Annotated in this window: 15 protein-coding genes, 1 tRNA gene and 1 pseudogene; 13 read left to right on the top strand and 4 right to left on the bottom strand. The window is 47.5% G+C overall.

The features are described from left to right. Window positions 1-283: 283 nt before the first annotated feature. Window positions 284-934 carry an ABC transporter ATP-binding protein gene (locus ACYVR3_RS11500; RefSeq protein WP_461244357.1) on the top strand — a complete coding sequence of 217 codons (651 nt, stop codon included), beginning with the start codon at window positions 284-286 and terminating at the stop codon, window positions 932-934. Next, window positions 927-1,688, top strand: coding sequence for an ABC transporter permease (locus tag ACYVR3_RS11495; RefSeq protein WP_461244356.1), 762 nt, complete (start codon window positions 927-929; stop codon window positions 1,686-1,688). The genes ACYVR3_RS11500 and ACYVR3_RS11495 overlap by 8 nt, the downstream gene beginning before the upstream one ends. A 75-nt stretch (window positions 1,689-1,763) precedes the next feature. On the opposite strand, the gene ACYVR3_RS11490 is transcribed toward ACYVR3_RS11495, so the two are convergent. Further along, window positions 1,764-11,552, bottom strand: coding sequence for a DUF7601 domain-containing protein (locus tag ACYVR3_RS11490; protein ID WP_461244355.1), 9,789 nt, complete (start codon window positions 11,550-11,552; stop codon window positions 1,764-1,766). A 614-nt stretch (window positions 11,553-12,166) separates the two neighbouring features. Then, on the bottom strand, window positions 12,167-12,343 hold the full coding sequence (locus ACYVR3_RS11485; RefSeq protein ID WP_156301649.1) for a hypothetical protein: 177 nt from the start codon (window positions 12,341-12,343) through the stop codon (window positions 12,167-12,169). Between the two features lie 334 nt (window positions 12,344-12,677). Here ACYVR3_RS11485 and ACYVR3_RS11480 point away from each other — a divergent pair, with 334 nt between their 5' ends. The 9 genes and pseudogenes from ACYVR3_RS11480 (at window position 12,678) to ACYVR3_RS11440 (ending at window position 18,303) form a co-directional block, all read left to right on the top strand. Continuing rightward, entirely contained in the window at window positions 12,678-12,947 is a 270-nt protein-coding gene (locus tag ACYVR3_RS11480; protein WP_461244354.1) for a hypothetical protein, read from the top strand. Window positions 12,948-13,024: 77 nt separating this feature from the next. Then, window positions 13,025-13,099, top strand: a tRNA-His gene (locus tag ACYVR3_RS11475). Window positions 13,100-13,229: 130 nt separating this feature from the next. Continuing rightward, window positions 13,230-13,796, top strand: coding sequence for a L,D-transpeptidase (locus ACYVR3_RS11470; RefSeq protein WP_461244353.1), 567 nt, complete (start codon window positions 13,230-13,232; stop codon window positions 13,794-13,796). Between the two features lie 384 nt (window positions 13,797-14,180). Further along, window positions 14,181-15,119 carry an L-lactate dehydrogenase gene (locus ACYVR3_RS11465; protein ID WP_461244352.1) on the top strand — a complete coding sequence of 313 codons (939 nt, stop codon included), beginning with the start codon at window positions 14,181-14,183 and terminating at the stop codon, window positions 15,117-15,119. A gap of 219 nt (window positions 15,120-15,338) precedes the next feature. Next, complete coding sequence (locus ACYVR3_RS11460) at window positions 15,339-15,812, top strand: MerR family transcriptional regulator (protein WP_461244351.1); 474 nt, start codon at window positions 15,339-15,341, stop codon at window positions 15,810-15,812. Between the two features lie 50 nt (window positions 15,813-15,862). Further along, window positions 15,863-15,953: pseudogene (locus ACYVR3_RS11455) on the top strand (NAD(P)-dependent oxidoreductase); the annotation flags it as partial. A 63-nt stretch (window positions 15,954-16,016) separates the two neighbouring features. Beyond that, a complete protein-coding gene (locus ACYVR3_RS11450; protein ID WP_461244350.1) occupies window positions 16,017-16,517 on the top strand; it encodes an NAD(P)-dependent oxidoreductase in 501 nt (166 codons plus the stop codon). Window positions 16,518-16,681: 164 nt separating this feature from the next. Beyond that, window positions 16,682-17,629 carry a DMT family transporter gene (locus ACYVR3_RS11445; RefSeq protein ID WP_461244349.1) on the top strand — a complete coding sequence of 316 codons (948 nt, stop codon included), beginning with the start codon at window positions 16,682-16,684 and terminating at the stop codon, window positions 17,627-17,629. A 17-nt stretch (window positions 17,630-17,646) separates the two neighbouring features. Then, window positions 17,647-18,303, top strand: coding sequence for an NAD(P)H-binding protein (locus tag ACYVR3_RS11440; RefSeq protein ID WP_461244348.1), 657 nt, complete (start codon window positions 17,647-17,649; stop codon window positions 18,301-18,303). Window positions 18,304-18,619: 316 nt separating this feature from the next. Here the strand turns inward: ACYVR3_RS11440 and ACYVR3_RS11435 are convergent, their stop codons facing one another. Beyond that, a complete protein-coding gene (locus tag ACYVR3_RS11435) occupies window positions 18,620-20,785 on the bottom strand; it encodes a YhgE/Pip domain-containing protein (RefSeq protein ID WP_461244347.1) in 2,166 nt (721 codons plus the stop codon). Between the two features lie 307 nt (window positions 20,786-21,092). Here ACYVR3_RS11435 and ACYVR3_RS11430 point away from each other — a divergent pair, with 307 nt between their 5' ends. Continuing rightward, entirely contained in the window at window positions 21,093-21,776 is a 684-nt protein-coding gene (locus tag ACYVR3_RS11430) for a D-alanyl-D-alanine carboxypeptidase (protein WP_461244346.1), read from the top strand. Window positions 21,777-21,908: 132 nt separating this feature from the next. Next, window positions 21,909-24,068: a YhgE/Pip family protein gene (locus ACYVR3_RS11425; protein WP_461244345.1), complete on the top strand. Its 2,160-nt coding sequence runs from the start codon at window positions 21,909-21,911 to the stop codon at window positions 24,066-24,068. Between the two features lie 362 nt (window positions 24,069-24,430). Here ACYVR3_RS11425 and ACYVR3_RS11420 read toward each other — a convergent pair whose 3' ends face one another. After that, window positions 24,431-24,649, bottom strand: coding sequence for a hypothetical protein (locus ACYVR3_RS11420; RefSeq protein WP_461244344.1), 219 nt, complete (start codon window positions 24,647-24,649; stop codon window positions 24,431-24,433). Between the last annotated feature and the right edge of the window lie 268 nt (window positions 24,650-24,917).

Below are 24,917 nucleotides of genomic sequence, written 5' to 3'. Positions count from 1 at the left end.
AAAGTCATGAATTCCCGAATCTGGAATTCATGGCTTTTTTAGCTTATATGGCCGGGATCTGAGTTAGTTAGCACGTTTAGGCTAGATAACAGTTGTGCTGTTGCGTCACCATTACCATAATCCCAAGTCAAGAAGTCCCTTCAATCCTTACAACACCAAACCTGCCCTAACGCTAACCTAACTATCTTTCCCCTTACCCCAACAATACCCACCACCCAACTCCCACCCCATTTAAGCTATAATAGAATCAATCTATTCTATCCAAAAAGGGGGAACCGCCACCATGCCCGCTATCTTCAACATCCAAAACCTAAGCTACCACCCAGACAACAAACCAATCCTCACCGACATCAACTTAACCATCCCAACCGGTGCCAACCTCACCATCGTTGGCCCATCCGGCTCCGGAAAAAGTACCCTATTGCGCTTACTAGCCACTTTACTCACACCAACAGCCGGCAAGATTCTGTTTCAAGGCCAACCCCAATCCAGTTACCCGAAGCAAACCTACCGTCAACAAGTCTCCTACTGCTTCCAACAACCCACCCTCTTCGGCGACACCGTTCAGGATAACCTTAGCTTTCCATTCGAAATCCGCAACCAAGCATTTGACGAAAAACAGGCGCAACAAGCGTTAGCCAACGTTGACCTTGCACCGGAAATGCTGACGCAGCCCATCACCGAACTCTCCGGTGGTGAAAAACAACGCGTGGCGCTAATCCGCAACCTGATGTTTACGCCGGAAGTCCTGCTGTTGGACGAAGTTACCGCCGGCCTCGATGCCGATACCAAAGCCGTCGTTCACCGGTTGATCAACCAATACCGAGATCAAGGCGTGACCGTCATTGCCGTCACTCACGACGAAACAGAGATTACGGCCGCTGAGCAACTGATCACCATCAAAGCTGGCCGATTGGAGGACGCTCATGAATAATTTAATTGTTAGCCCCACCGCGCTAGGTTTCGCAATCGTGCTCGTCATCATCGCGCTAGCCATTAACTTAAAGGAAAAAATCGGCCTCGAACGCGACATGGTCATCGGCGTGATTCGCGCCGTTATCCAGCTGACTGTCGTTGGTTACGTATTGACCTACATCATCCGGGTCGACCGTGTGTGGCTCACCGCCCTCATGGTGGCCATCATCATCTTCAACGCCGCGCAAAATGCCAAGAAGCGCGCCAACGGGATTCCCCATGCCTTTCCCATCAGCTTACTGGCCATCGGCACCGCAACGCTGCTGACCATCGTGCTCCTCGTGTTGGCTGGGGCGGTTAAATTCACGCCGAGCCAAATCGTCCCAATTTCCGGGATGATCAGCAGTAACGTCATGGTCGCCATTGGGCTGGCCTACCGCAGCATGAACACCAGCTTCCACGACCAGCGGCAAGGCGTCTTGGAGCGACTGGCCCTTGGCGCTAACTTAAAGCAGGCCTCGTCCCACATTGTCCGCATGGCGATTCGTACCGGGATGTCGCCAACCATCGACTCCGCTAAAACGGTGGGCATCGTCAGTCTCCCCGGCATGATGTCCGGCTTGATTTTCGCCGGCGTTGACCCCACCAAGGCCATCATGTACCAGATCATGGTGACGTTTATGTTGCTGGCGTCGACGAGTATCGGGAGCGTCATCGCGTGTTATTTGACGTACACCCAGTTTTATAATTCGGATATGCAATTGCGCGTATAAGTAAAACGGCGCCGATAACCAACTTTTTCGTTGGTCATCGGCGCCGTTTTTGACTGCCCATCATTCACCTAATTACTATTCTTTATTTAAACGGTAACGCCAAACCATCATTCCAATTAGCACCATCAGCAACAGCCACCCCAGGACTGCTACCCAATGATTTCTGAGGAACTCACCAGTTTGTGGCAAAATACCTTTGCTGCTACCGCTCGTGTAAGCCTGTGGTGTCACCGAACCTGATGTGCCTGTGCCACCAGTGCCGGTATGCGCTTGTGGATTGGCATCCGTCATACCAGTTGTGCCGCTACCATCATCCGTTGCTGGGCCAACGAGTTCTGGCATCGCTTGGTCATCCTCAGTATCCGTATGCGCTAATTCATCATCCGGATCCGTGGTGTCCGCGCGGTTGTAGTAAACCACCAGCGCCGTGCTTGGATCAACTTGGTGCGCAATGCCGGTTACCGTTAAGCCCGTCCGTTCAGGATTGCCACCCTGACTGGTCGTTGTTACGTAGCCGTCCGCACTGTAATCCGTTTCAGCAATCTGGTAGTGGGCGCCATTTGGCACTTCCAGTTTGACGGTTTCGTTGTGTTGTAACGTTACCGTTGCTGTGCCGTGATCGTCAAACAGCATTTCGCCACTGACATACGTGCCGGTTGCCATTGTCTTCACCACTTTGACGATGCCCGTGATTGGTTGTTGGAGGTGGTCGACTAGTTGAACCGTGAAGTCGAACCCGCGGTCAGTTTCGCCCGCACTGCCTAGCACCGACTTCGTCAATGAGAGCCAAGCCACTTCTGGCGTTGCTGGCTTGTCGTTGATGAAGGTCACGTGCTTCGTCACATCATCGCCAATCGTGATCTGGTGCGTTTCGTTGCCAGCTGTCACGGCTTCAGTGCCGATTCGGTGAGTCGTGATGAAGTCCGCTAACGGCGTTTCCGTCACGGTCACTACCCGGTTTTCATCGAGGTTATGAATCGTCAACCGTTCACCCGCTTTAAGTGAAACGGCTAATTCGCCCTTCTTGAAATCCAGTCGAATCGTTGTTGCTGCACCATTAGCAGCCGTTAAGGTCGCTGCGTGTTGCTGGTTGTAGTCGGTATCCACTTCAACCTCGCCATCCACAACTTCCCGGTAAGCCGTCACCGTGAAGTCGTAAGCTTGTTGTTCATCCGCTTCCGTCACCGCACCCGTCACCTGCTTTTCAATCGACAGGTCGCCAGTATTTACTACATTGTTGAACAACACCGTCATCACACCATCAGCTGTCAGTTCATGCGCATCCGCTTGAAGGCCAGCCGTCAACTTACCGCCATTTACTGACCAGCTTGTTGACATGTTGGTAACTTCCGGATCAACTTCACGCACTTGGTAAGTGTGCAATGGTAAGCCATTGACTACCGCATACTGATCAGCCTTAAGTGCCAAGGTTGCCTGACCCTTATCGAACTCAACCGTGTCCTTGTGGAGCAGTTTATCCGTGCCGCTTTGGTAAATCAGCACTGAGTAGCTGCCATTAAGGTTGAGGAGGTTGATTGCGTCTGGGGTCGGTGTTTCAGTTTCAGTGTCCATCGAAGTTTCATCACCAACTGGTTGTTCCGTTGCGTCCCCATCGCCATCCTCAGTTTCGGTTGGCTGTTCAGTCGTGTCGCCATCACCATCACCCGGTGTTGTTTCGCCAGTGGTGGTATCGAGGGTTTCGATGATGAAGTCGTAACTTGCATCTTCATCGGCGACTGCACCTGTGACTTGCTTTTCGATTTGAAGTTGGCCTTCAGGGTCACGGGTGTTCTTGTAGGACACTACTTGCGTATGCGTGTCATCGATCGTGATTGTTGGTTGGGCATCATCCGTTAACTCAACGTAATCACCAGCGTTGTTCACGCGCCATGTGGCAACAAAGTCTTTGATTGTCGTTTCCGTTACCGTTAATTCAACGCCAACTGGTAAGCCGTTGATGGTCACTGGTGTATCGTGAGTCATCGTTAATTCGGCTTTTCCGTTTTCGTCGAATTTCACGTGTGTCGTTTCGCCGTGACCTTTAACTTCGTATTCCTTATCAGCCACTTTGACGATATCATCATCACTCGCTGCTAACGTAAACTTGTATTCCGCCTTGAGGTCATCTTCGTGTTGGCTGGCTACCCATTTGTTGAGGGTGAGGCTGCCGACATCGATTCGGTTGGTGAAGGTTACGCTGGCGGTGTGGTTTTCCTTGGTTGTTACCCAAGCGGCGCGCCGCCCAGCACCCGTTTGCGTATCCGTTTCCCAAGTTGTGACCACATCGTCAGCTTGCCGTTCTTCCGTTACTTGATAACGTTGGGTTGGCAAGCCGCTAATCAGCAGGTACTGACCAGGTTTTAGGCTCACGCTTGCCCGACCACGACGATTAAATTCAACCGATACCTTGCCGATTTCTTTAGCAGAATCAGCTTGGTAAAGCACACCGTTGTATTTGCCCGTCAAACGGCCTCTTGCTTGAATCGTAAACTCAATTTTATCAGTTGTGCTGTACGTCCCTTCAGCAATCTTTTCAAGTCTTAAATCGCCTTCTGGTACTTCATTGGTGAAAGTCACCGTCTGCATACCATCTTCAGTTAAGGCATTTTCGAGAGTTGCCGTTCTACCAGTTGTTGCGTTACCTTCGTGGTTCAGCGTCCAGGTCGTCACCATGTGAGCAATACCTGCACGACTTTCGTGCACTTGGTACGTCTTCAATGGTAAGCCCGAGATAATCGCTGAGTGACCACCCGTTAACTTGATGTTAATGTCGCCACTGTCAGCTTCGATGTCCCTAGTTTGAACGATATTCCCATTTTGGTCGTAAGTCCGAACTTGGTACTTTTTATCTAACGGTGCATTATCATCTGTAGACCGAACTGCGAAGTTGAACTGTTTATCGGCATCGATGTTACCTTTGATGACTTTTTCAACCTTCAGTTGACCATCGGGATCTCGGGTGTTCTTGTAGGACACCACGCCATCCTTGTCAGCTTGGATTTCAACTTCTGGATAGTCATCATCAGCTAGTACTTCGTAATCGCCGTCAATACCAACTAACCAACTCGCCGCCAAGTCATCATCCTCAACACGTTCTTTAACCGCTACTGTAATACCAGTTGGTAATCCGTCTACGACTACGCTGCCACTACCCTGAATCTTAAGAACCGCTTTGCCGTCCTCAAACGTCAGGTCTGGTTGTTTGTCATTGCTGGTAACCTTGTAGGTATTCCCATTAACGCGGTCTGCGTCATTTTCTTCTACTTGTAAGTCAAACGTGTAGGTTGCGTTTAAGTCCTTGTCTAAGTGACTGGCAACGTACTTGTTAACTTGTAATTTGCCAGTTTCTAGTAAGTTAGTAAATGCAACTACCTGCCGACCATTTACAGTTAACGGTTTCGTTAACGTTGCAATCCGATCATCATTAGTCTGTTCTTCACTACTGTTAATCGTCCAAGTTGTCTGCATACCAGCAACTTCTGGATCAACTTCTTCTACTTGGTATTTGGCAAGTGGCAGACCTGTAATAACTGCCCATTGACCACCCTGTAAATTAAATGTGATTTGATCATTTTCGACCGGTACTGAGTCATTTGTTAGCAATTCATCTTGATCATAAATTCGAACTTGATACTCGCCACTCAAATGTGTCATTTCTTCAGCCGTCAACTGAACATTGAACTTGAACGACTGGTTCTTCTTAACGCTGCCCTCAATGGTCTTCTTCACCATGAGTTCACCATCCGGTGTCCGCGTATTTTTGTAGGATACCGCGCTGGTCTTACTGTCGTTGATTGTCACTTCTGGTACATTATCGTCAGCCAATTCGTGATAATCAGTACCTTCGTTTCCAATCAACCAGGTTGCAACTAGCTCACTATCCTCATCAAGAATCTCCTTCACCGCAAGTTCAACGCCAACCGGAAGGCCATTAACGAGTGCCGTTTCACCATGTTTTAAGGTGAGTTTAGCAGTATCACCACTAAATGACAGTGTCTTTTGCTCGTTATTGATGATCATTTCGTAGCTGTTATTACGTACCTTATCCGCATTCTTTGTTGCTGTAATTTCAAAGTCGTACTTAGCATTTAAATCCGCTTCTTCATGACTTGCAACACGTTTGTTTACTTCGAGTTTACCCGTAACCACACTGTTCGTATAAACCACTTGTGGCGTTGTCTTTTCTGTCACCGTTGCTGGTTTCGCTTGATAGTAACCGTCATCGGTTGCAGGCGTTTCGTCTGAGTTAGACCCATCCTGTGCGGTGACCGTCCAGCTAGCAGCAAACCCATCAGTCGCTTTTTCGCTAACCACGTAGCGACCAAGTGGTAAGTCTTGGATAACGAGGTACTGACCAGCTTTCAGATCAGTGTTCGCTTCACCGGCTTTAAACTCAACTTCGTGGTTCGTTCCTTCGTCATCGCCGCGTTGCTTTAAGACGCCCTCGTAAGTGCCAGTTAACTTAGTATCGTCTAGAGCGACAATTTTGAACTTGAAGTTTTGGTCAGCAGGTAAGTTATTACCCGCTTTTTCGATGTGCAGTTTGCCAGTTACTGGCCGAGCGTTTTCATAGCTGACCGTAATCGCCTTACCATCCGGAATGGTCACGGTCGGGCCATCTTCATCCTGGCTTTCTTGATCACCGTTGTTAACTTGGTAAGTTGTGCTGAAACCGTCGTGGGTCTTTTCGGTGATGGTCACCTTAACACCCTTTGGCAATCCAACAATCGTTGCGCGATCATTGTGTTTTAACTTCAGCGTTGCAAGGTGTTGCTTCTGATCTTCGTCATACTTGAATTGAACATCATCTTGCTTGCTTAAGCCCGTTACTTCGAAGAATTCTTGACCACGCAGTGCATCTTCACCATCGATCGTCAGTGTAAATTCGAAGTCGAGGTTGTCGTCGCCTGTTTTTTGGTTTAACACGTCTTTATTGAGTCTTAAGTTGCCAACCGGTAACGCATTGGCCACGGTAATGGTGGTATTTAAACTCACCGTCTTATCCGGCACGACCACCGCTTCTGTGACATAGTTGCCCTCATCTAACTGTCCAGCCGGTTGACTCGTCACGTGATAGTGCCCCGGCGTTAACTCGGTTACTTTCAGCGAGAGGCCCTCTGGCAGATCCTTTACCATATATTGTTCATTAGCCTTGAGGGTAATCACATCCACTTCATCCGAATCAGAAACCCGCATCAACTGACCATCTATAAATTTAACCAGTTCCTTTGACCCAAAGTTGCCGTTCGCATTGATTCGGTAAGCTTCAAATGAATTCTCGTCCGACGTGTAGTCTTGACCGTCCAGAGTTGCAGCGATCTTAAATTTAAAGGCGGCAGTCGGATCAGTCTGTCCATCCGCTTCATTGACTTGTTTAGATAAGATGAAGTTACCGGTCGTTAAGCTATTGTGGAAAAATACCGCCGTATGCTTATCGCCGTCATCTTCTAACCCAATTTCACCCGTCGTCGTCCCTGCTACGGGTTTCTTGTTATCAACGCTAACCTGAGTTTCGAAGTTGTCAGTTTCGGCTTTAACTTCTTCAATCTCGTATTGGCGTTTTTCTAAGTCTTTTCCTGGCAGATAAACCGGTAATTGCGTAATTTTAATGGTTTGATCCTTAGAAAGATTAAATGTCGCAATCCCGTTTTCAAAAGTCACCGTTTCGTTACTTTGCGCAATCGGGTAAGTTCCGTTGAAACTCGTATCGAGCTTACCATCAATTTTCGCACTCACTTTAAATTCAAATGACTGGTTGGTAAGTCCGGTAACTTCCTTACTGATCGATAAAGCAGTTCGTTTCGTTACCGGCCAGTTTTTAACGTAGTACTTCGTTTCCAACCAGTCGCTATCCTCAACAGCCGCTTTATTAAACGTAATCGGTTCGATGTGGTGATCGTACCCTTCCGCTGAAGCCGTTTCAATTAATCTGAAATCTGAATACGTCTTTAAATCACGGATTACAAAATTACCACTTTCAGGAGACGTGATTTCGCCAATCGCGTTACCACGAATATCAGTGGCATCCCGCCAAGCATCCGGATCATCATCAGCAGCGGTATACTCTTTTTCTTGAAGTTTAAACGTTGCGCCGCCTAATGGGCGATCCTTATCGTCGCCGATAATTTTCTTAAAGCGTGCATCAAAGCCCCAAATTTCACCGGAGGCAGAGATTGTTTCTTCAGCATCGGCTTCGATCAAGACCTCGTTCGAACTTAGCTTAACCTTGTTCGTATACGTTTGCGAACTTGTGCTCGTTCGAGTCGTTGTATATTCTATTAGCAACGCCGTTGTCAGCGGCTGTTTAAGCTTGATCAAAAAGGTATGTGGGTCGTCGAGATCACCTTCAATCGTGTAATCAGCCGGATCAATCGCTTTTTTACCAACGACTTCGACCATTAACTTATCATCATCGACACGGTGCCGGACATCCGCCGTATAAAGCTTGATGTCTTCTTTATTCTGATATTCATGGTTCTCAGATAACTTATCAGTAATCGTCACGTTGGTCAGCCGTTTACCGTCTGCATTCAGGATTGCTTCCCAGCTGATCTCACGACTGTCTTTAACGGCCGTCCCATTTTTAGAACCGTAGACGCCGTTTTTATCAAGGGAAGTTTGCCCGGTGACTTCTACTGGTTTAAAGCCGTCATAGCTGACCTCCGCAGCATTTTTAAATTCATACCCCTTCATTTCAGAAGGTTCATCAGCATCTTCATCAAACCATGCGTCTAAGTCGATTGGTGTTGCGAAGACTAACATGAGTTGTTTGTATGCTTTATCGCTTCCTGTAAACGTAATTTCAATGGTCATTTTGTTTTGATCTTTTTGATCTGGCGTTAATTTTACTTCGTATTCCTTTTGATCTATCTCGTTGCCCTTTACACTACTATTGTCACTTTCGCCGACTGATTTAATTTCATAAAGCCGGTAATCCGTTTCTTTTGTCGGGAACGAAAGATAGTTATGACTACCACCATTTAACGTTTCTTCAATGGTCACCGTGTTGATATCGCCGTCTTTTCCACTGAAGTTATCATCAAGTCGTGTACCAAAGCCAACGCGCCACTGAACATGGTTCTTTCCAGCTTCAATTGAGTTGGCTAACTGGTTTTTACCGTCCTTGAAGACGTTACCGGCGATTCGTTTTTTAATAGTAACTGTTTTGTCGGTAGTTTCGGTATAGCCTTCACTGGTAGTCGCCTTTACCTTATTAGTTAACTTCTTAGCCTCGCCACCATTCCAAGCGTGGGTGGTGGTGAACTTAACGTCATAGGCTTGTTTGATGTTCTCAAACGTTAACTTAATTTCGTTAAACTCGCCTTTATCGTTGGTAGTACCAGATGTTACTTTCACCATAGTACCGTCCTCAAGTTCAACTTCTTCACCAATGTTAATCGTCTTATTACCAATTTTAATTTCACTGAGGTCATCTTTACTAATATATTCTGGGAGTTCATCCGTTACCGTGAGTTGAGACCACTTTCGCCCTGACTGGTTCACTTTAAGTGTCCAATTTACGACGGCACCCGTTTTAGTTTCATCGTACGCGCCATCTTTAGTAATGAGCTTACCCTTACCATCAGTGCCTTGGTTACCAGTCTCGGCTTTCATACCGTTAATGCTAACCTCAGCACTATTCTCCGCGTTAGTAATATCGCTCTTTGTTTGAACGGTACGGTAAACAAAGTAGAGCTGCTTACTAGATCCGATTTCACTAACTAGTTCTTCCACTCGATCAGAATCTACGGTCACTTTAAATTGAACATCGCTCATCCGCGTCACTTTAAAGTAATTCTTTAAATTAGTACCAGTTTGATCCTTATCCGAGTACACTGCTAAATTCAATTTATCTTCGTCAAATTTATGATTACCCGTTAAGGTATCTAAAATTTCTAGATCCTTTAAACTTTCTGCCGAAACAATACTGTTCCCTAAATCCACTTCAAGCTTCCATTCATAGAGCAAATCGGCATCAACTGCGTCATCCTTTACAATTGTTCCTGATGTCTTCTTTGTTGTAAAAATCGAAGCCTCTGCCTCAATTGATTTAGTTTTCTGTTTACCAACAACTGCAGAAACCGCGTTCTTAAACGTCGTCTCCTTCACACCATCATCCGGTTTAGTTCGGAATGTGATGACTAAATCATCTTCCAACTCTGTCGCTATTTTGCCTTTAAAAACGCCTGAATTGGTCGCAGTGAATTGATCCGTAACGGGTTTGCCACCATGCGTAATCGTCCAGCCGCTAAGCTGGCCATCCTCAGTAACGTAGTGATGTCCCGACCCTAAAACATCCGTAATTGTGATTTCATCAAATGTAACCGGCTTTGAGAATAACTCTGCCTTCAAAGTAACCGTCCATTCAATTTGATCACCAACGAATTTTCCGGATTTATCAATTGAGTTTAAAACCTGATCCGGCACACCCGTCACAATCGCTTCTTCGTTATACTCAAAAATCACTGGGTCGCCGCCAATTAATTCCTGCTTAATGGTCAGATTGAATTTGGCCGATGTTTGCAACGCAATGGCCTTATCGAACGTGATTGTGACTTCTTGATGGTCATATTTGCCATCCACGGTTACATTTTTATAGGAATAGGTTGCAAGTTCTGTGTTACCAGACTTGATGACGCCACCGCCATTTGAACCCAATTCTTTCAACCCATAAATCTTAAACGTATAAAAGTCACCCAATTCGATTTTAGTCGTACCGAGTTTCTTCTTAAGCTCGTCCATATCCCAACTGTAAATTAACTCGAATTCTTCGTTGGCATAGACGTCCATGTTAATTTCACTATTGTTGGCGGAAACATCCTGTTCCCGATTACCGTTTTTTAACGTAATCGTGTTAAAGAAACTTTCAGGTATGCCATCATTAGCAGCTTGCCGTAACTTTTGGCCCAAGTCCGTTCCCTTAGTTTCAGCTTTATCGTCAGCTTCTTTTTCCTTACTTTTCGCCGACTCTTCAGTAGCCTTCGCCGACCGCGCCTTCAAAGTTGCCTTTGCCTTCGCAGTCTCTTTTCCCTCATCCGCTTCCTGCTGTTCCTTTTCCTTCTTAGCAGCTGCATCCTTTTCAGCCTGCTCCTTAGCTTCCGCTTCCTGTTTAGCCTTGTCTTCAGCCGCTTTCTTTTCTGCTGCCTTCTTTTCCGCTGCTTCAGCTTCAGCCTTCGCCGCAGCATCCGCCTTAGCTTGTTCTTCAGCTTCCTTTTGCGCTGCCGCATCCGCTTCCTGCTTGGCAGCCGCAGCTTCGGCTTCTTCTTGGGCTTGTTGGGCAGTTAAATACTGATCGAGGTTCGCCAAAATATTACCCGGCAAGCCCGGATCACCCGTAATTTCAGACACAGCATCATCCGTTGCATCTTCGTTCAATACCGTCAACGGTTGCAGGTAGTCGGTTGCGCTCCCCACCGCAATGGGTAACTGCATTTCCGTCATCGCGTGGTTGACACGAACCGGCAATTCAACCTTGAACGTTGCGGTATTTGCCACCTTCTGCCAGCTTAATTGCAGCTGATTGTTCGATAATTTTTCATAAACTAAACGGGCGTTATCTGCCGCTGTTTCTGGCTCAAACGTCACTTTCCTTTCCAATAGTGTTAATTGTTGCTCCGGCACCCAGAGTTGGGTCGTCCCAGACTCGTGGTCGCCGTCCTTATTATTGATGGTCAAGTTGACCACCAACTCGTGCTCACTTCCCGCCTTCACCGTTGCGGGGGCCGTGTTATCCTTGTCGATTAGCCTCGCGGACTGAATCTCGATCCGTTTGGTATTGCTGGCTAATGCTTGCACACTTTGATAGCACGTGCCGAATACTAACGTGACTACCGATATGACTTGAATCAGCATTTTAGTCACCATGGTCGTTCGCTCCTTTTCAGTTTGATATAAACACGGTCTTATTCCATGCATTAAGCGTAACAAATACATATGCCCGAATTATTACCAAAATTTGAAATAACTATGAAGCGCAAATGAGTTGCATTTTGGGGCAGATTCTGGTTTTTGAGTTGATGGGTGTGGGGTTAGGTTGGTAAGCATTGCGTGATTTTCTTACTTTAGGATTTGAGTGTAAGCCAGTGTTACTTCGGGACTGTTATGTGGTTTGAACGTGAATTCGATTCGGTATTTTGATGAATTCTGTTACAGGTATTGGTCTCAGTTGGCTACGTCAAGAGCGGCATTAACGCCTTAAAGTTGTCGTTAGTGCCGTTTTTCATAATTTTATGTTGGTAAAGATTGAACTTGCTGCTTAACTTAGCGTTGATTAATTTGCCGACGTTACCGCTAGGCTGTTATGTAGCCTAAACGTGTTCCGAGAGGCAGGGACTTGCACCTAAGGGACTTCCACCACAATCCCCCAAAAACGGGGATTCTGGCGAAAGTCCCTTAGGTGCAAGTCCCTAACCGCCTCCCTCCACACTCTCGCAAAAAAAAGACGCCTATCCACATCTCTGTGAAACGGCGCCTTTCCCCTAACTCGCTACCTGATTCTGGTCGACGATCTTCCAGCCATCAAGCAACTTGTCACTATTAATATATTGTTCTACGACCCACTTAGGTCGCTTAGTAATTTGGGTAACCGTTTGAAGGCTATCCGTCCGGTGCACAATGTGCTCGTTTGGTCTGGTGACAACGTAACGTTTTGCCACACCCAAGACCCCCTTTTCAAAGCCAAGGAAGTTACACAACTCGATTTCTTACTCGATCACGTACCGGTCATACGTTGTAGTTTAACACTTCCAATTGAAAATTACAGGCGAACAGATCAAATTAATTTTTAGTCGTGAACGCATTTTCAACCGTTTTCATTGACCTGACGCCGTTTCGTAAGATGTCAAATAGATTACTTTTTAACCAAATTTTCCGAATTATTTCATGTTATCGTCGTTTCGCTGTATAATGGCCGTATACGCTAGTGGCAACGTGGTGATAGTTTCATGCTTTTAACGCATCACCGGACCACTCGACTAAGGAGGCCTCCACATGGATGCACAAACGGGAAAAATTGAACAAACCCCTGATGGTGATTACATCGTTAAACTGCCCGCCGAACTCATTGCACAACTGCAGGTTGCTGACGGTGATGCGGTCGACCTCATCCCAACTGCAATGGGCGTTGAGGTCCGCAAAGTAGGCCAAGTCACGCCCCAGTTCTGGGATCCCTTCTCTGAAACCGTCAACGAATATCAACGCGCACTGGCGATGATCAAGGCTGGCGAACTCGAAGCAACTGACGATTCAACCGAAAAGTAACGGCGTTTACCAAAATAATTCAAATTAATGCACCATCGCGTAGTTAACTATGCTATAATAGTTATTGCGCTGTGATGGCGGTATTGGTGAAGTTTGGTTAACACACCGGATTGTGGTTCCGGCACGCGTGGGTTCGAGTCCCACATACCGCCCTAATGATTACGCAAACAGGTTACTCAATTGAGTGACCTGTTTTTTTGTGCTGTATTTTGTCCCACCCGCCCTCATGGTATAATTGAGACAGCAATCATTAGCGTTAAATACCGCAAAGGTGGGATCAAGATGACTTCAATTCGAAAGACCAGTTTTCTCATACTCGCACTTCTCAGCCTCGTGATTGGCTTTGGCCTGATAACGGCAACTTCAACGGCCTCAGCTAAAACGACTCCGGCTAAAACAACCACGCTTAACTGGCACAAACCTTCCCAAAAGAAGGCTTATCCAAACTTCAAGCGCTACAAATCCGCTTGGATCTACGTCAGCAAAAAGCGCCAACGGGTCTACTTCCACAGTAGCACCAATCCGAAAACCGACCGGATCTTGTACGTCATGTACTGTTCAACTGGTCGAGCCGGCGCGGCAACCCCATCTGGCACCTATCACATCCAAAAAGAACGCGGTCCGGTCTTCATGGGACCACTCGGCGGCGCTCGCTACTACGTTTCTTGGAAGGGTCACGGGGTCTACCTGTTCCACAGTGTGCCGATCAACACCCGCGGTGCCTACATTCCGTCCGCTGGCGCCATGTTAGGCCATCGCGCTTCTCACGGCTGTATCCGGTTAACGGTGGCGGATGCGTACTGGTTGTATAAGCACGTGCCGTTTGGAATGAAGGTTGTGATTCGGTAGTCCCTGATATATTCAATCTAACTAAACTAATAGGCACGCTCAGGAGTATCACCTTCTGAGCGTGCCTTTCTTATTTTGACTTATTTTTCGACCGATCCGGCCGCCGAATCGCCGCACTCACCGCTTGATCCTTTCGCCGCATAGGTTTAGGTTTATTCGCCTCTCCTTGATTAACTTGGGTAGTTTACCACTAATGAATGCGCTATAAAAATTGTTTATTTTACTAGGAATTAAGCAAAGCCCATCATATCAGCGTTGGTGGCTGATTTATGACCACTAACTAATCTTAATCATCCCAACAGCTGTTGACAACGCAACAATCCTCTGTTATTCTGCTTATCGTTAAAACATAATTAGAATTTACATAGAAGAAGGTTAATACATATGAGAAAATACGCCATTATCGGTGTGGGCCACGTTGGCTCCACCATCGCTTACACCCTTGTCTGTCAAGGCATCGCGGATGAATTGATTTTAATCGACAAAAATGAGAAAAAGGCTCGTGCTGAGCAACTTGATTTACAAGATGCCCAAGCGCGTTTGGATTCTCATACGACCATCAAGATGAACGATTACAGCGAATTAGCTGATACGGACATCTTATTTGTGACGTCCGGCAACATTCACGCCCTCGACCATGCGAGTGGTAACCGCTGGGCTGAATTTGAATACACTCGTGAAATCGTTCAAGACATCGCGCCTAAGATCAAGAACTCCGGCTTTAACGGGGTGATCATCGACGTTATGAACCCTTGCGACTGCATCACCTACTATCTCCAACAAGCGACCGGCTTGCCTGCCAACCAAGTGCTGGGCACTGGGACCTTCTTGGACACCGCGCGGATGCAAAAGGTGGTTGGCGAAAACTTCAACGTTGATCCTAAGAACGTGACTGGCTACACCCTTGGCGAACACGGTGAATCTCAATTCGTCGCTTGGTCAACCGTTTCCGTTAACGGCTTGCCAATCGAACAACTCGCTGAAGAACGCGGTCTCGACTTGACGGAACTTGAAAGCCAAGCTCGTGGCGGCGGCTGGGCCGTTCACTCCGGCAAAGGTTACACCAGCTACGCCATCGCAACCTGCGCCGTTAAGCTGAGCCGCGCCGTGCTGGACGATGCCAACCTGGCTTGCCCATGTTCATGTTATAGTGACAAATACAACACGTATGTTGGCCACCCTGCCATCATTGGCAAGACTGGGATCGTTGAGGCGCTTCGCCTACCAATCACTGACGAAGAAGAGGAAAAGTTGGCCCAATCAGCTGGCTTTATCCGCGAGAAGTTTGAGACGTTGCCAACGGTTGCGGCTGCTGAAGCTTAATCTGGCCTTTGGCGTTATCGTCAATTAAATTAGTTAAACAGTATGCACAAGGAAAAGAGCGCTGACCGCGGGATTGCGGGAGCGCTCTTTTTTTGTCGGAGTATTTATTATTCCCCCGTATTCACGATAATCTTTTGATTTAATCCGCTCACTAGGTACCGATAATGATACCATTAGAGCAGTATGACTCGAACTAATTTAAAAATGAAGGTGACCTAAGTGAATAACGACATCACATACAGCATCGGCGACGTTGCCAAAAAACTCAACTTAACCGTTCAGGCCATTCGCTACTACGATGCAGAGGGGTTGCTGCCCCTCCTCAAGCGCGATTCAGGTGGCCGACGCCAATTTACCGAAGATGACATCCGAACGCTTCAAATGATATTAGACCTTCGCGACGCTGGCGTTTCGATCAAGGATAGCGCCACGTTCGAAGGCTGGCGACTCCAAGGCGATGGGACGCTCCAAGCCCGATACGATTTCTTAAAACAGCACGAGCACGAATTACAGTCCCGAATTGACAGCCTTAACGCCTCCATGGCCCACCTACACTTCAAACAATGGTATTACGAAACGGCCTTAGACGCCGGAACTGAGCGCATTCACTTAGTTGATGATACGAACGAAATTGCGCAATCAACTTTTGACCAGTATGATCAGCTTGTCAATGACCACGATTCAAATCGTTGACCTCTAGTTAACTTGAGGTTGTATCCTTTGACATAAAGGAGGCCATCAGCATGAAATTAATGATTATCGGCGTATTTGGCCATGCCGGTCGGGCAATTTTTAAAGAGGCACAACGTCGCGGACATACCGTTACTGGTGTTGCCCATCGAAAACACGCTCATCCCCTTGTTGCCAACCTTCTTATCAAGGACCGACGTTCTCGGGATGGATGCCGTTATCGATGCCGTTGGGGCGTGGGCCCCTAAAACTGAATCCGTCCATAGTGAAGGACTGGCGCACGTGACCGCGTTGCTTAAAGGGTCTCAAACCCGTTATCTCAAAGTTGGTGGGGCAAATACGCTCTACACTGACGAAAAACACCGCCGCCAGTTGCAGGACTGGCACAACTACTACCCACGGTTTATGCAGGACCTGTGTCAGGCCCATAACCTTGGCCTGCAGATTCTCAAATCAAGCCACGGTGTCAATTGGACTTATGTCACCCCACCCTATAATTTTGATCCGGATGGCACGATGACTCGTCACTACCACGTTGGCGGTGATCTGTATTTACCAACTGACGACCCAAATGATGGCACCAACGACTACATTAGTTACGCGGATTACGCTAAAGGGATGATTGATATCGTCGAGAATCATCAATATCCTAATCAGCAGATCACCCTCTACTCAGGGAATAATCCCGTTCCAACTCGCCGTTACTAACGACACTAAGAAGACCACCACAGGACGCTCAGTCGACTCCTGCGGTGGCCTTTTTTAGTTCCTGCTAATTTTCGTCAAGCTTTCGCCTTGACCTCAAGTGCACTATAGGTTGTAATCTACTAATTGCACTGCCAAGTGTAATTCAACTATATTGGAGGGATAGCGTGTTAATTTTAGCGCTGATACCCGTTTTAATGGGTGCTGGGTTAGCAACCCAAACTGCAATCAATTCAAAACTGCGTCACTTCGTAGGATCGCCCTACGTTGCCTCTGGCATTTCATTTGCGATTGGGATGCTTTTCCTGATTATCCTATGCGTATTGACTGGTCAATCGCTCACCGTTACTTCAACCTTTATCGCCACTCAGCCTTGGTGGATCTGGTTGGGTGGGCTATTAGGCGTGATCGGTCTTACCGGCAACATCATCCTATTTAACGTTCTCGGGAGCATTCAGGCCTCGGTACTCCCCATTTTGGGGCAAATCATCATGGGTGTGATCATTGATCAATTTGGTTTATTCAACTCGCCAACGCAACCCATGACGCTGATCAAGCTCATGGGGATCATCCTCGTCATCGTTGGCGTCTGCATTACAATTGGGGTGTTCAATCCACCGAATCCAATGGGCCAAGCCACTCAATCGCAGAACCGACCGCAACATCAATTTCTGTATCAACTATTCGGCGTCATTGCGGGCATGTTAACGGCCACTCAAACGGCGATCAATGGCCACTTAGGCGTTGCGCTTAACTCGTCGATGCAGGCGGCTGCGATTTCGTTTACGATTGGCACGCTAGTTTTGTTGGTTGTCATCATCCTTACTCGTGCCGATTTAACCACCATTAAGGCCGCAATTAGTGGTACTGCAACTTATCACTGGCTCTGGTTTGGTGGCTTCATTGGTGGCGCCTATATTCTCTGCAGCTCCTGGTTAGTGCCTAAAATTGGCACGGGGCAGGTCGTTGTTCTAGCGTTATTTGGCCAACTACTCTTCAGCGCCATTATCGAACACGCTGGGTTATTCGATTCCTTCTCCGTTCGCATTGACCGTGAAAAAATTATCGGTTTGATTTTAATGTTTATTAGTGTTCTTGGCATTCATTTTTTATAAAAAAGGAGCGATTTAATATGTCGAAAAATATCTTAGTTCTTGGTGCAAGTGGGTCTATTGCTCGGCTAGTTGTTCAAAACTTACTGCCACAAGTTGGTCATCAGCTCGACAACCTCACCCTACTGGTTCGCCATCCAGAAAAGCTGAATGACTTACCCCTAACTAACGACCACGTGCACGTCGTCAAAGCAGACGTTACGAACACCGCTAAGTTGACGACGATTATGCAAGATCAATCCTTGATCTACGCCAACCTGTACGGATCAAATCTCGCCCAACAGGCCAAATCAGTGGTCACCGCCATGCACAAGGCGAACGTTAAACGCCTGATTTGGATTTCCGCCAATGGGGTTTATAACGAAATCCCTGGCAAATACGGTCAGTGGAATCAAATGATGCTGGGGTCGACGTTAACGGCCTACGCAGATGCGACACATGTCGTTGAGAAGAGTAAGACCGACTACACGCTCATCCGGCCAGCTTGGTTCCAAGATGAAAACACCGTTGATTACGAACTGACTGTTAAAGGTCAGCCGTTTAAAGGCACCGAAGTTTCACGGAAAAGCGTTGCTCAGCTGGTGACTCAGATCATTGATGAGCCTAGTCAGATGATTCGGGAATCGGTTGGGATTAGTAAGCCTGGTACGGATGGGGATAAGCCTGCTTGGTATTAGTATTTGGAAATTAGATGAAGAAACCGCCGTGGATTGGGGAATCTGCGGCGGTTTTGTTTTTTATTCTACAGAGTGGTGCTGGTGATGTGCATTAAGGTTACCTTGTTTTCGGCGCCTCTTTAGATTCGACTTTCCGCTTACTACTTTTATAGTGAGATTACCTACTCTAGTGCCTTCTGGCCACCGCGCCGAAATGTGCTCCGAAAAGCAGAGAGTTGCATATAAGGGCGTCCAAGCAATACTGGCCAAAACCCGGCCAGTATTGCTTGGACGCCCTTATATTTCACTCTCTAACCGCTTTTCTCCGCACTCTATTCTATTGCCCAATCCCCGTCTTCCTAAAATCACTCAGTAACCGCCGGGTATGTTTCTCCATCGGGTTCTTCAACAGATACCCCAACAGAATCATGCCACCGGTCATGAGGCTTAGGATGAACATATCAATGAAGACCGTTTCTGGGTTTGGTCCACCCACCGCTTCCCGGAAGCCGCCGATGGCGTACGTGAATGGGAATAGTGGTTGGAAGACCCGGAAGATCCACGGGTTCAATTGGACTGGGTACATGGCGCCGCTTCCGGCTAGCTGCATGGCGACCAGAATCACCGCGAAGGCTTTTCCTAGGTTCCCGAACAGCGACGCACTGGTGTAAACAATGCTGGTAAATGCCATCGAGGTCAGCACCCCGAAAACCAACATCACGAAGAAGTTTTCCACGTGGGCGTGCAACAGCAGCACCGACGAGAAGATGATGATCGCCGTTTGCACCAATGACAACGTGCCAAAAGTCAGCATTTTACCCAAATACTCCTGGTGTGGCGTAGCGTTTCTAAAGCGCCGCTCCTCCCTTGGAACCGTGGTGTGTAGCACCATGATCAGCATCGTACAGCCGACCCAGATGGAAATCGTCACGTAACTTGGCAGGAAGGCTTCCCCGAAGGTCTTCACTCGGTAAATACTTTCGTCCTTCACGTTGAACAACTTCACTAAGGTGTTGCCCATCATATTCGGATTGTTCTGCAACACCGTAATGATGCTGACGATATCGTTATCATCCGTTAACTTCAACTGATCACTCATCTTCTTCACGTCACTCTGATAAGCCAACAACTTCGTTTCCAGATTACCGCTGGTTGACGCAATCAATTTATTACTCTGAATGGCATTATCCAGATAGTCTTCATCAATCCCCTTGGCAGCTTTCAACTGCTTCAGGATCGATTGCGACTTTTGAGTGGCTGAAATCAAGTTGGAACTGATGCCACTCAAATGTCCCTGAACGCTGGTGTTATACTGCGTCAGCGCCGACGTTAAGTTACCGTTGATCTGCCGCGCCGTTCGCAAGGCACTCGCCCGGTCAGCCGCACTGGTATTACCAGCCGCCGTTACCGTTCGCTTCAACTGGCTCAGTTGACTCTTTTCAGTGGTCAGCAACTGCTTTGTCCCACTCAATGTCGTCGTTAAACTGGTAATGGCACTCAGGTGGGCCTGCTGGTTCAAACTCTTCAGGAACGTTTCCAGTGGCGTAATTTGATTTTTCAACAGATCGACCTGCTGAATCGCTCTGTTAAGCTGTGAATTCACTTGCCCCTTTGTCGTCGAGTTCGTGGTCTTGTTCAGCTGACTCACCAAACTGTTCAGTTGCTTACCACTGGCATCCGCCGCCTTCAAGTTGGTATTTAAACTACTAAATGCCTTATTGACCGTTCCCTGCACCGAGTTTAGAGACGTAATCATCGCCGAGTTACTCTGCTGCAGGACATCAATGTTTTGCGAGGCCGAAATCACTGGTTTCAAGCCCGTTAACACCGTCGCCATGTTGGTCGAGGCACTGTTCACGTCGCCCAGAACGTTGGTGGCGAGGTTCATACTGTCGCCCAGCGTGACGATCCAGTCTTTCAAGGCCAGAATCTCTGCCTGTTGGCTGCCAGCCTTATTGCCGACCATGTTTAACACCGAGAAGATTTGTCGGTTAACCTGTTTCAGGAAGGTTTGTTGCACCTGATTGACCAGCGTATTAGCAGCCGTTTCGGTGATCTTGCCACCCATAGGACTGTCGCGAGCGTTACTCTTGTAGATGATCTTCGCCTTTTTCGGGTTATCCGAGGCGATGCTGGCGAGGTGCTTGGAGAAGTTCTTCGGGATGATGATCTCCGCGTAGTATTTACCACTCTTCAACCGCTCCCTGGCCGTTTTGGCAGACGTAAACTGCCAATCAAGCTGTTTATCCTTCTTCAGGGTGCTGATCATCTGGTCCCCCACCGCCAGCTGTTTGCCCTGCAGCGTGGCGCCTTGGTCTTGGTTGACCACCGCCACTGGAATGTTTTTAATTTCGGTTGTATCATATGGGTTCCACAGTGCCCGCACGTTGATCAGCGTGTACAAACTAGGCAGCACCACCAAGGCGAGGACGGTGACGATTGTGAACCGGTATTTAAAAATCGCCTTTAGATCTCGTAAGTAAATTGCGCGTATCGTTGACATGAATTGCTCCTTTTATGTGTTGCTCGAAAAATACGACCAATTTTGGTCCGATTAACTAGTATACCAGTTGTGTCGATGTCGAGCCATTGACACTCGTCAAGTTGTTGTTCAAGAAAGTGATTATAATGGGACGAGAACACCGTTTAGCGACCACCCATTATAGCTGTGGCGTTTCCAGACCACTTTCAATTTTGGTCAAAATCATTTACACTGTATTCTAATGCAATTAAGTTGAATTCTCAATGCGTTTCCAACGATATGCTTGATAATTCAAATAAAAACAAACTTTTCAAGGAGGTTTTTTACCATGAAAAAACCAGCACTCTTTCTCGCATTACTCGTGGTCTTCGCTATCTTTGCGACAACCACTGCCCCAACCACTGCTTCAGCTAAGGCCACGACCAAGGTCCTCTCATCAAAAACGATGACCAAGACCGCCTACCGCGCCGTGACCGGCTACATGTACACCACCGCTAAGCTCACCAAGAAGGCCCACAACGCGGATAACTACCCGTTGACCACCTTCTACACCTACAAAACGGCTACGGTGCGCAAAGCCAACGGCAACAAGGCCGTTTACTACTACGTTAAAAACGGCAACGGTAAGGTGAAGGGCTGGATCTGGCGTGGCCACCTTGTCCGTTACATCAACGGCCAAAAACAGTTATCTCAGTTTAACGAACTCGTGGGCGCTATTGATAAGCTATCCACCCAAACCCACAACAACGTGATGACGATCCTCGAAAAAGTCACTAGCGCAACTACCATGACCAACCTCACTAACCAGTTAACGGCGCTGGCCAGCACGGTTAACAACAGCAATGACTTGAAACAGTTAACCACGATCATCAGCTCGTTGAAGACTAACGCCTCAGCTTTAGGCACTGCTCTCAACACTACCGGCAGTAACCTCGTCACAACGTTGAACAACGCCAACCAAGCATTGACCATTGCCAACGGCTTGTTGAGCAAACTCAAGACTGCGGCTTAATTTATATAGGAAGACTTTTAAATAACCCTGGAAAACCAATGCCCGGTTTTCTCAGGGTTATTGCTTACATAGCTTTAGTTAGGTAGAATAGCAAGGAAGTCACCACCCGAATCATTACACAAAGGAGCAACCATGCAGCATTTTCGTAACTTACGCAGTTTAATTAAAGAAGATTACCGGCGCATTTTTCACACCAAAACCATTTGGATCACGTTATTAGCGGTAGCGCTCATTCCCATGATCTACGCCGTCTTAAACATTGCGGTATCCTGGAACCCGTACTCGGCCAGCAACACCAGCCGACTACCGATTGCGGTCGTTAACAACGACGAAGGTAGCGCACTCAAGGGCAAGCAGTTCAACATTGGTAAGCAGATCACCAAACAGATGAAGACCAACCACGCGATCAACTGGATCATCACCAACGACTGGCAAGCCAACGATGGTCTGGATCGTGGTAAATACTACGCGTTGATTGAAATTCCCAGCGATTTTTCTGCTAAAATTGCGACCTTCGCCACGGAAAACCCACAAAAACCAAGCGTCATCTACAAATCCAACGAAAAACTAAACCCGGCGGCAACCAAAATCACCGGGCAAGCCAAGGATACGTTGACGGCAACCATCCGTTCGAATTTCATCAAAATCGGGAGTAAGCAGGCCTTAACGATGATGAACTCGGCGGGCGAAACCCTGAGCCAAAAGGAACCGGAGATTCTCCAATTGCGGTCTTCCTTAAACGATGCCATCAAGACCATCGATAAGACGCAGGCTAACCTCGCCAGCATCAACAAAACGTCCAAAGAAACCGCAGTAACCTTGCAGACCGTTAAAACCGACGTGCCGAAGATTTCCAGTCAAATCGATGACCTTCAAGCTGTCTTGGACAACGGTAAGGCCATCAACGAATCAACCCGGCAACTGAACACGGCGCTTCAAAATAATTTGTCCACGGGCATCACGTCGTTGCAGACCCAAAACAACAAACTGCAACGCCAACTGGGGAGCCTGCCAACGGACGGAAGTGCCTCAAACAGCTTGATCAAGGCGCAAACCGCCACCTCGGCAACCTTGATCAACGGCATTATCGACACGATCAACGGCAACTTACGCGTTTTGAACGTGATTAACAACTTCGTGCCAACCAACAAAACAACTGCCATGATCAAATCACTGGCAACCACCAAGCAAAAGTTAAACAAGCAAAAGTCCCAAATCGCCAGTTTGCGGACTGTGGCCAACAGTAACGGCTCTGCCTCTAAGCGTAAGCAGCTGATCAATCAGATCAACGCTACCGGCGATAGTCTGCAAACCTCGATCAACAACGCCTACACGAACTTTAACGGTATCACGAGTCCGGCGTTGGACAGCCTTAATTCAACAATTAACACCAACCTGACTGCCAACAGTTCCGTTGTGCAGTCGATGAAGTCACTGCTTCCTGGCTTAAAGGCACTATCCAGTGCCGGCAACCTCTCGACTTCTCAGGTCACCCGAATCAGCCAACGTCTGGACGGTATCAAGTCACAGTTAAAGGCACTCAACAACCAGATGTCGTTCATTAACAAGAAGAATCTGAACGCCCTCGTCAAACTGTTGGGGACTGATCCAAAGCTGTCCTCGTTGCTCTCAGCGCCAATCAAGCTCCAAACCGAGGATATCTATAAGATGAAGTCCTTCGGTGAACAGGTTACGCCATTCTACACCAGCCTTGCGCTGTGGATCGGCGACCTCTTGCTGACAACGTTGCTGTCGTGGGAGTACATCCTCCCCGACCGTCGCAACGGCCTGCACCGACCGAACCACTTAGAGTCTTACTTAGGTAAGTTGACGCTCTTCTTAGGTGTTTCAGCGGTTCAAGCCACCTTCACATTGGTGGGTGAATGGCTGTTGGGCGTCCGGCCACCGCACGTATTTGCGTTCTTCATGACCTTCTACCTGGTGTCCTTCGTCTTCCTGGTCATCATGTTCAACCTGGTCTTCATGCTGGGGAATGCCGGGAAGGTGGTGAGCGTCCTGCTGATGCTGGTCCAGCTGTTTGGGACTGGTGGGGTCTACCCACTCCAAGTCGTTCCAGCGGACCTGGCCGCACTGGCACCGTTCCTCCCGTTCACCTACTCGATCCAAATGTTTAGGGAGGCTCTCACCATCCCAGACTGGGGCATCTACTGGCACGATATGCTGATTCTGCTCTATATCGCCCTGTTCTTCACGGTCATCATGCCGCTCAGACGGCTGTTGTCGCCGATTGTTTACCGGATGGAGGATGAGATGGAAAGGTCGAAGTTGTAGAGCAGAGCGTGAGGAGAAGCGGTTAGAAGGTGGCGTGTAATGTGTCTCGGGTGAGACTGCCTGGGTTTTAGGCAGTTTCACCCGAGACGCATTACACATAACCTTCTGCTTCTCCGAACGCGTTTCGGCGCGGTGAAGGGAACCAGTTCCAAAATCAGACATTCATAGTCGCCAAATCCCGGAACATCCAAGCCCCAATGACGCCGAAAACAACGCCGCCTCAACGCACGTCGCCAATACCACATACTACTCAACTAAAAACGACCTCACAGAATCCTAAAAATAGGACTTCGTGAGGTCGTTTATCTATCCATATCAACCTAAAATCGAAATGTTTCTCAATAGGAAATAAACACTTATTACTAATAATTTCCTTTGTAATTAGCAGCCGCTTTATCCCACGCTTTTCGCAAAGGTTCAGCTTTTTCCATCAAATACTCATTAAAAGTTTTGCCTTTCAAATCGGCCTTGAGTTGAGGATCAGCATCCGGTGAGTCTTCAATTTCTTGAACCATCTTGGCTAAAGCATCCTCGTCATTTAGAAAGTCTAGTGCTCGCTGATGTTCTTCTTCAAACGACATCTTTCTGTTTCTGGCCATATTTATCAGCCCTTTCTAATTCATATTCGCTTGTCATGTTGAAAACAGTATAGAAGTTATTTAACTGGATCTTTTTTTCTAAAATCGTTAACAATTCGTTTACACCATCGTGTTGAATCAGCATTTCATAATCATAACTGATGAGACTAAGTAATTGCTTTTCGTTAGTTTTATCATAATCCTGAATTATTCATACCTTTCAAAAAAGTCGTCAGTTTTCATGTTTTTCAAAAACTGACGGCTTTTGATC

The sequence above is a fragment of the Secundilactobacillus muriivasis genome (assembly GCF_054785195.1).
The sequence above is the reverse complement of the archived record's forward strand: the minus strand, read 5'-3'. Positions and strand labels throughout refer to the sequence as shown.

Excerpts from the sequence above, each read along its gene's own strand:
- ACYVR3_RS11500 (WP_461244357.1), top strand. The coding sequence starts at position 284 with ATGCCCGCTATCTTCAACATCCAAAACCTAAGCTACCACCCAGACAAC.
- ACYVR3_RS11495 (WP_461244356.1), top strand. The coding sequence starts at position 927 with ATGAATAATTTAATTGTTAGCCCCACCGCGCTAGGTTTCGCAATCGTG.
- ACYVR3_RS11490 (WP_461244355.1), bottom strand. The coding sequence starts at position 11,552 with ATGGTGACTAAAATGCTGATTCAAGTCATATCGGTAGTCACGTTAGTA.
- ACYVR3_RS11480 (WP_461244354.1), top strand. The coding sequence starts at position 12,678 with ATGGATGCACAAACGGGAAAAATTGAACAAACCCCTGATGGTGATTAC.
- ACYVR3_RS11470 (WP_461244353.1), top strand. The coding sequence starts at position 13,230 with ATGACTTCAATTCGAAAGACCAGTTTTCTCATACTCGCACTTCTCAGC.
- ACYVR3_RS11465 (WP_461244352.1), top strand. The coding sequence starts at position 14,181 with ATGAGAAAATACGCCATTATCGGTGTGGGCCACGTTGGCTCCACCATC.
- ACYVR3_RS11450 (WP_461244350.1), top strand. The coding sequence starts at position 16,017 with ATGGATGCCGTTATCGATGCCGTTGGGGCGTGGGCCCCTAAAACTGAA.
- ACYVR3_RS11440 (WP_461244348.1), top strand. The coding sequence starts at position 17,647 with ATGTCGAAAAATATCTTAGTTCTTGGTGCAAGTGGGTCTATTGCTCGG.
- ACYVR3_RS11435 (WP_461244347.1), bottom strand. The coding sequence starts at position 20,785 with ATGTCAACGATACGCGCAATTTACTTACGAGATCTAAAGGCGATTTTT.
- ACYVR3_RS11430 (WP_461244346.1), top strand. The coding sequence starts at position 21,093 with ATGAAAAAACCAGCACTCTTTCTCGCATTACTCGTGGTCTTCGCTATC.
- ACYVR3_RS11425 (WP_461244345.1), top strand. The coding sequence starts at position 21,909 with ATGCAGCATTTTCGTAACTTACGCAGTTTAATTAAAGAAGATTACCGG.
- ACYVR3_RS11420 (WP_461244344.1), bottom strand. The coding sequence starts at position 24,649 with ATGTCGTTTGAAGAAGAACATCAGCGAGCACTAGACTTTCTAAATGAC.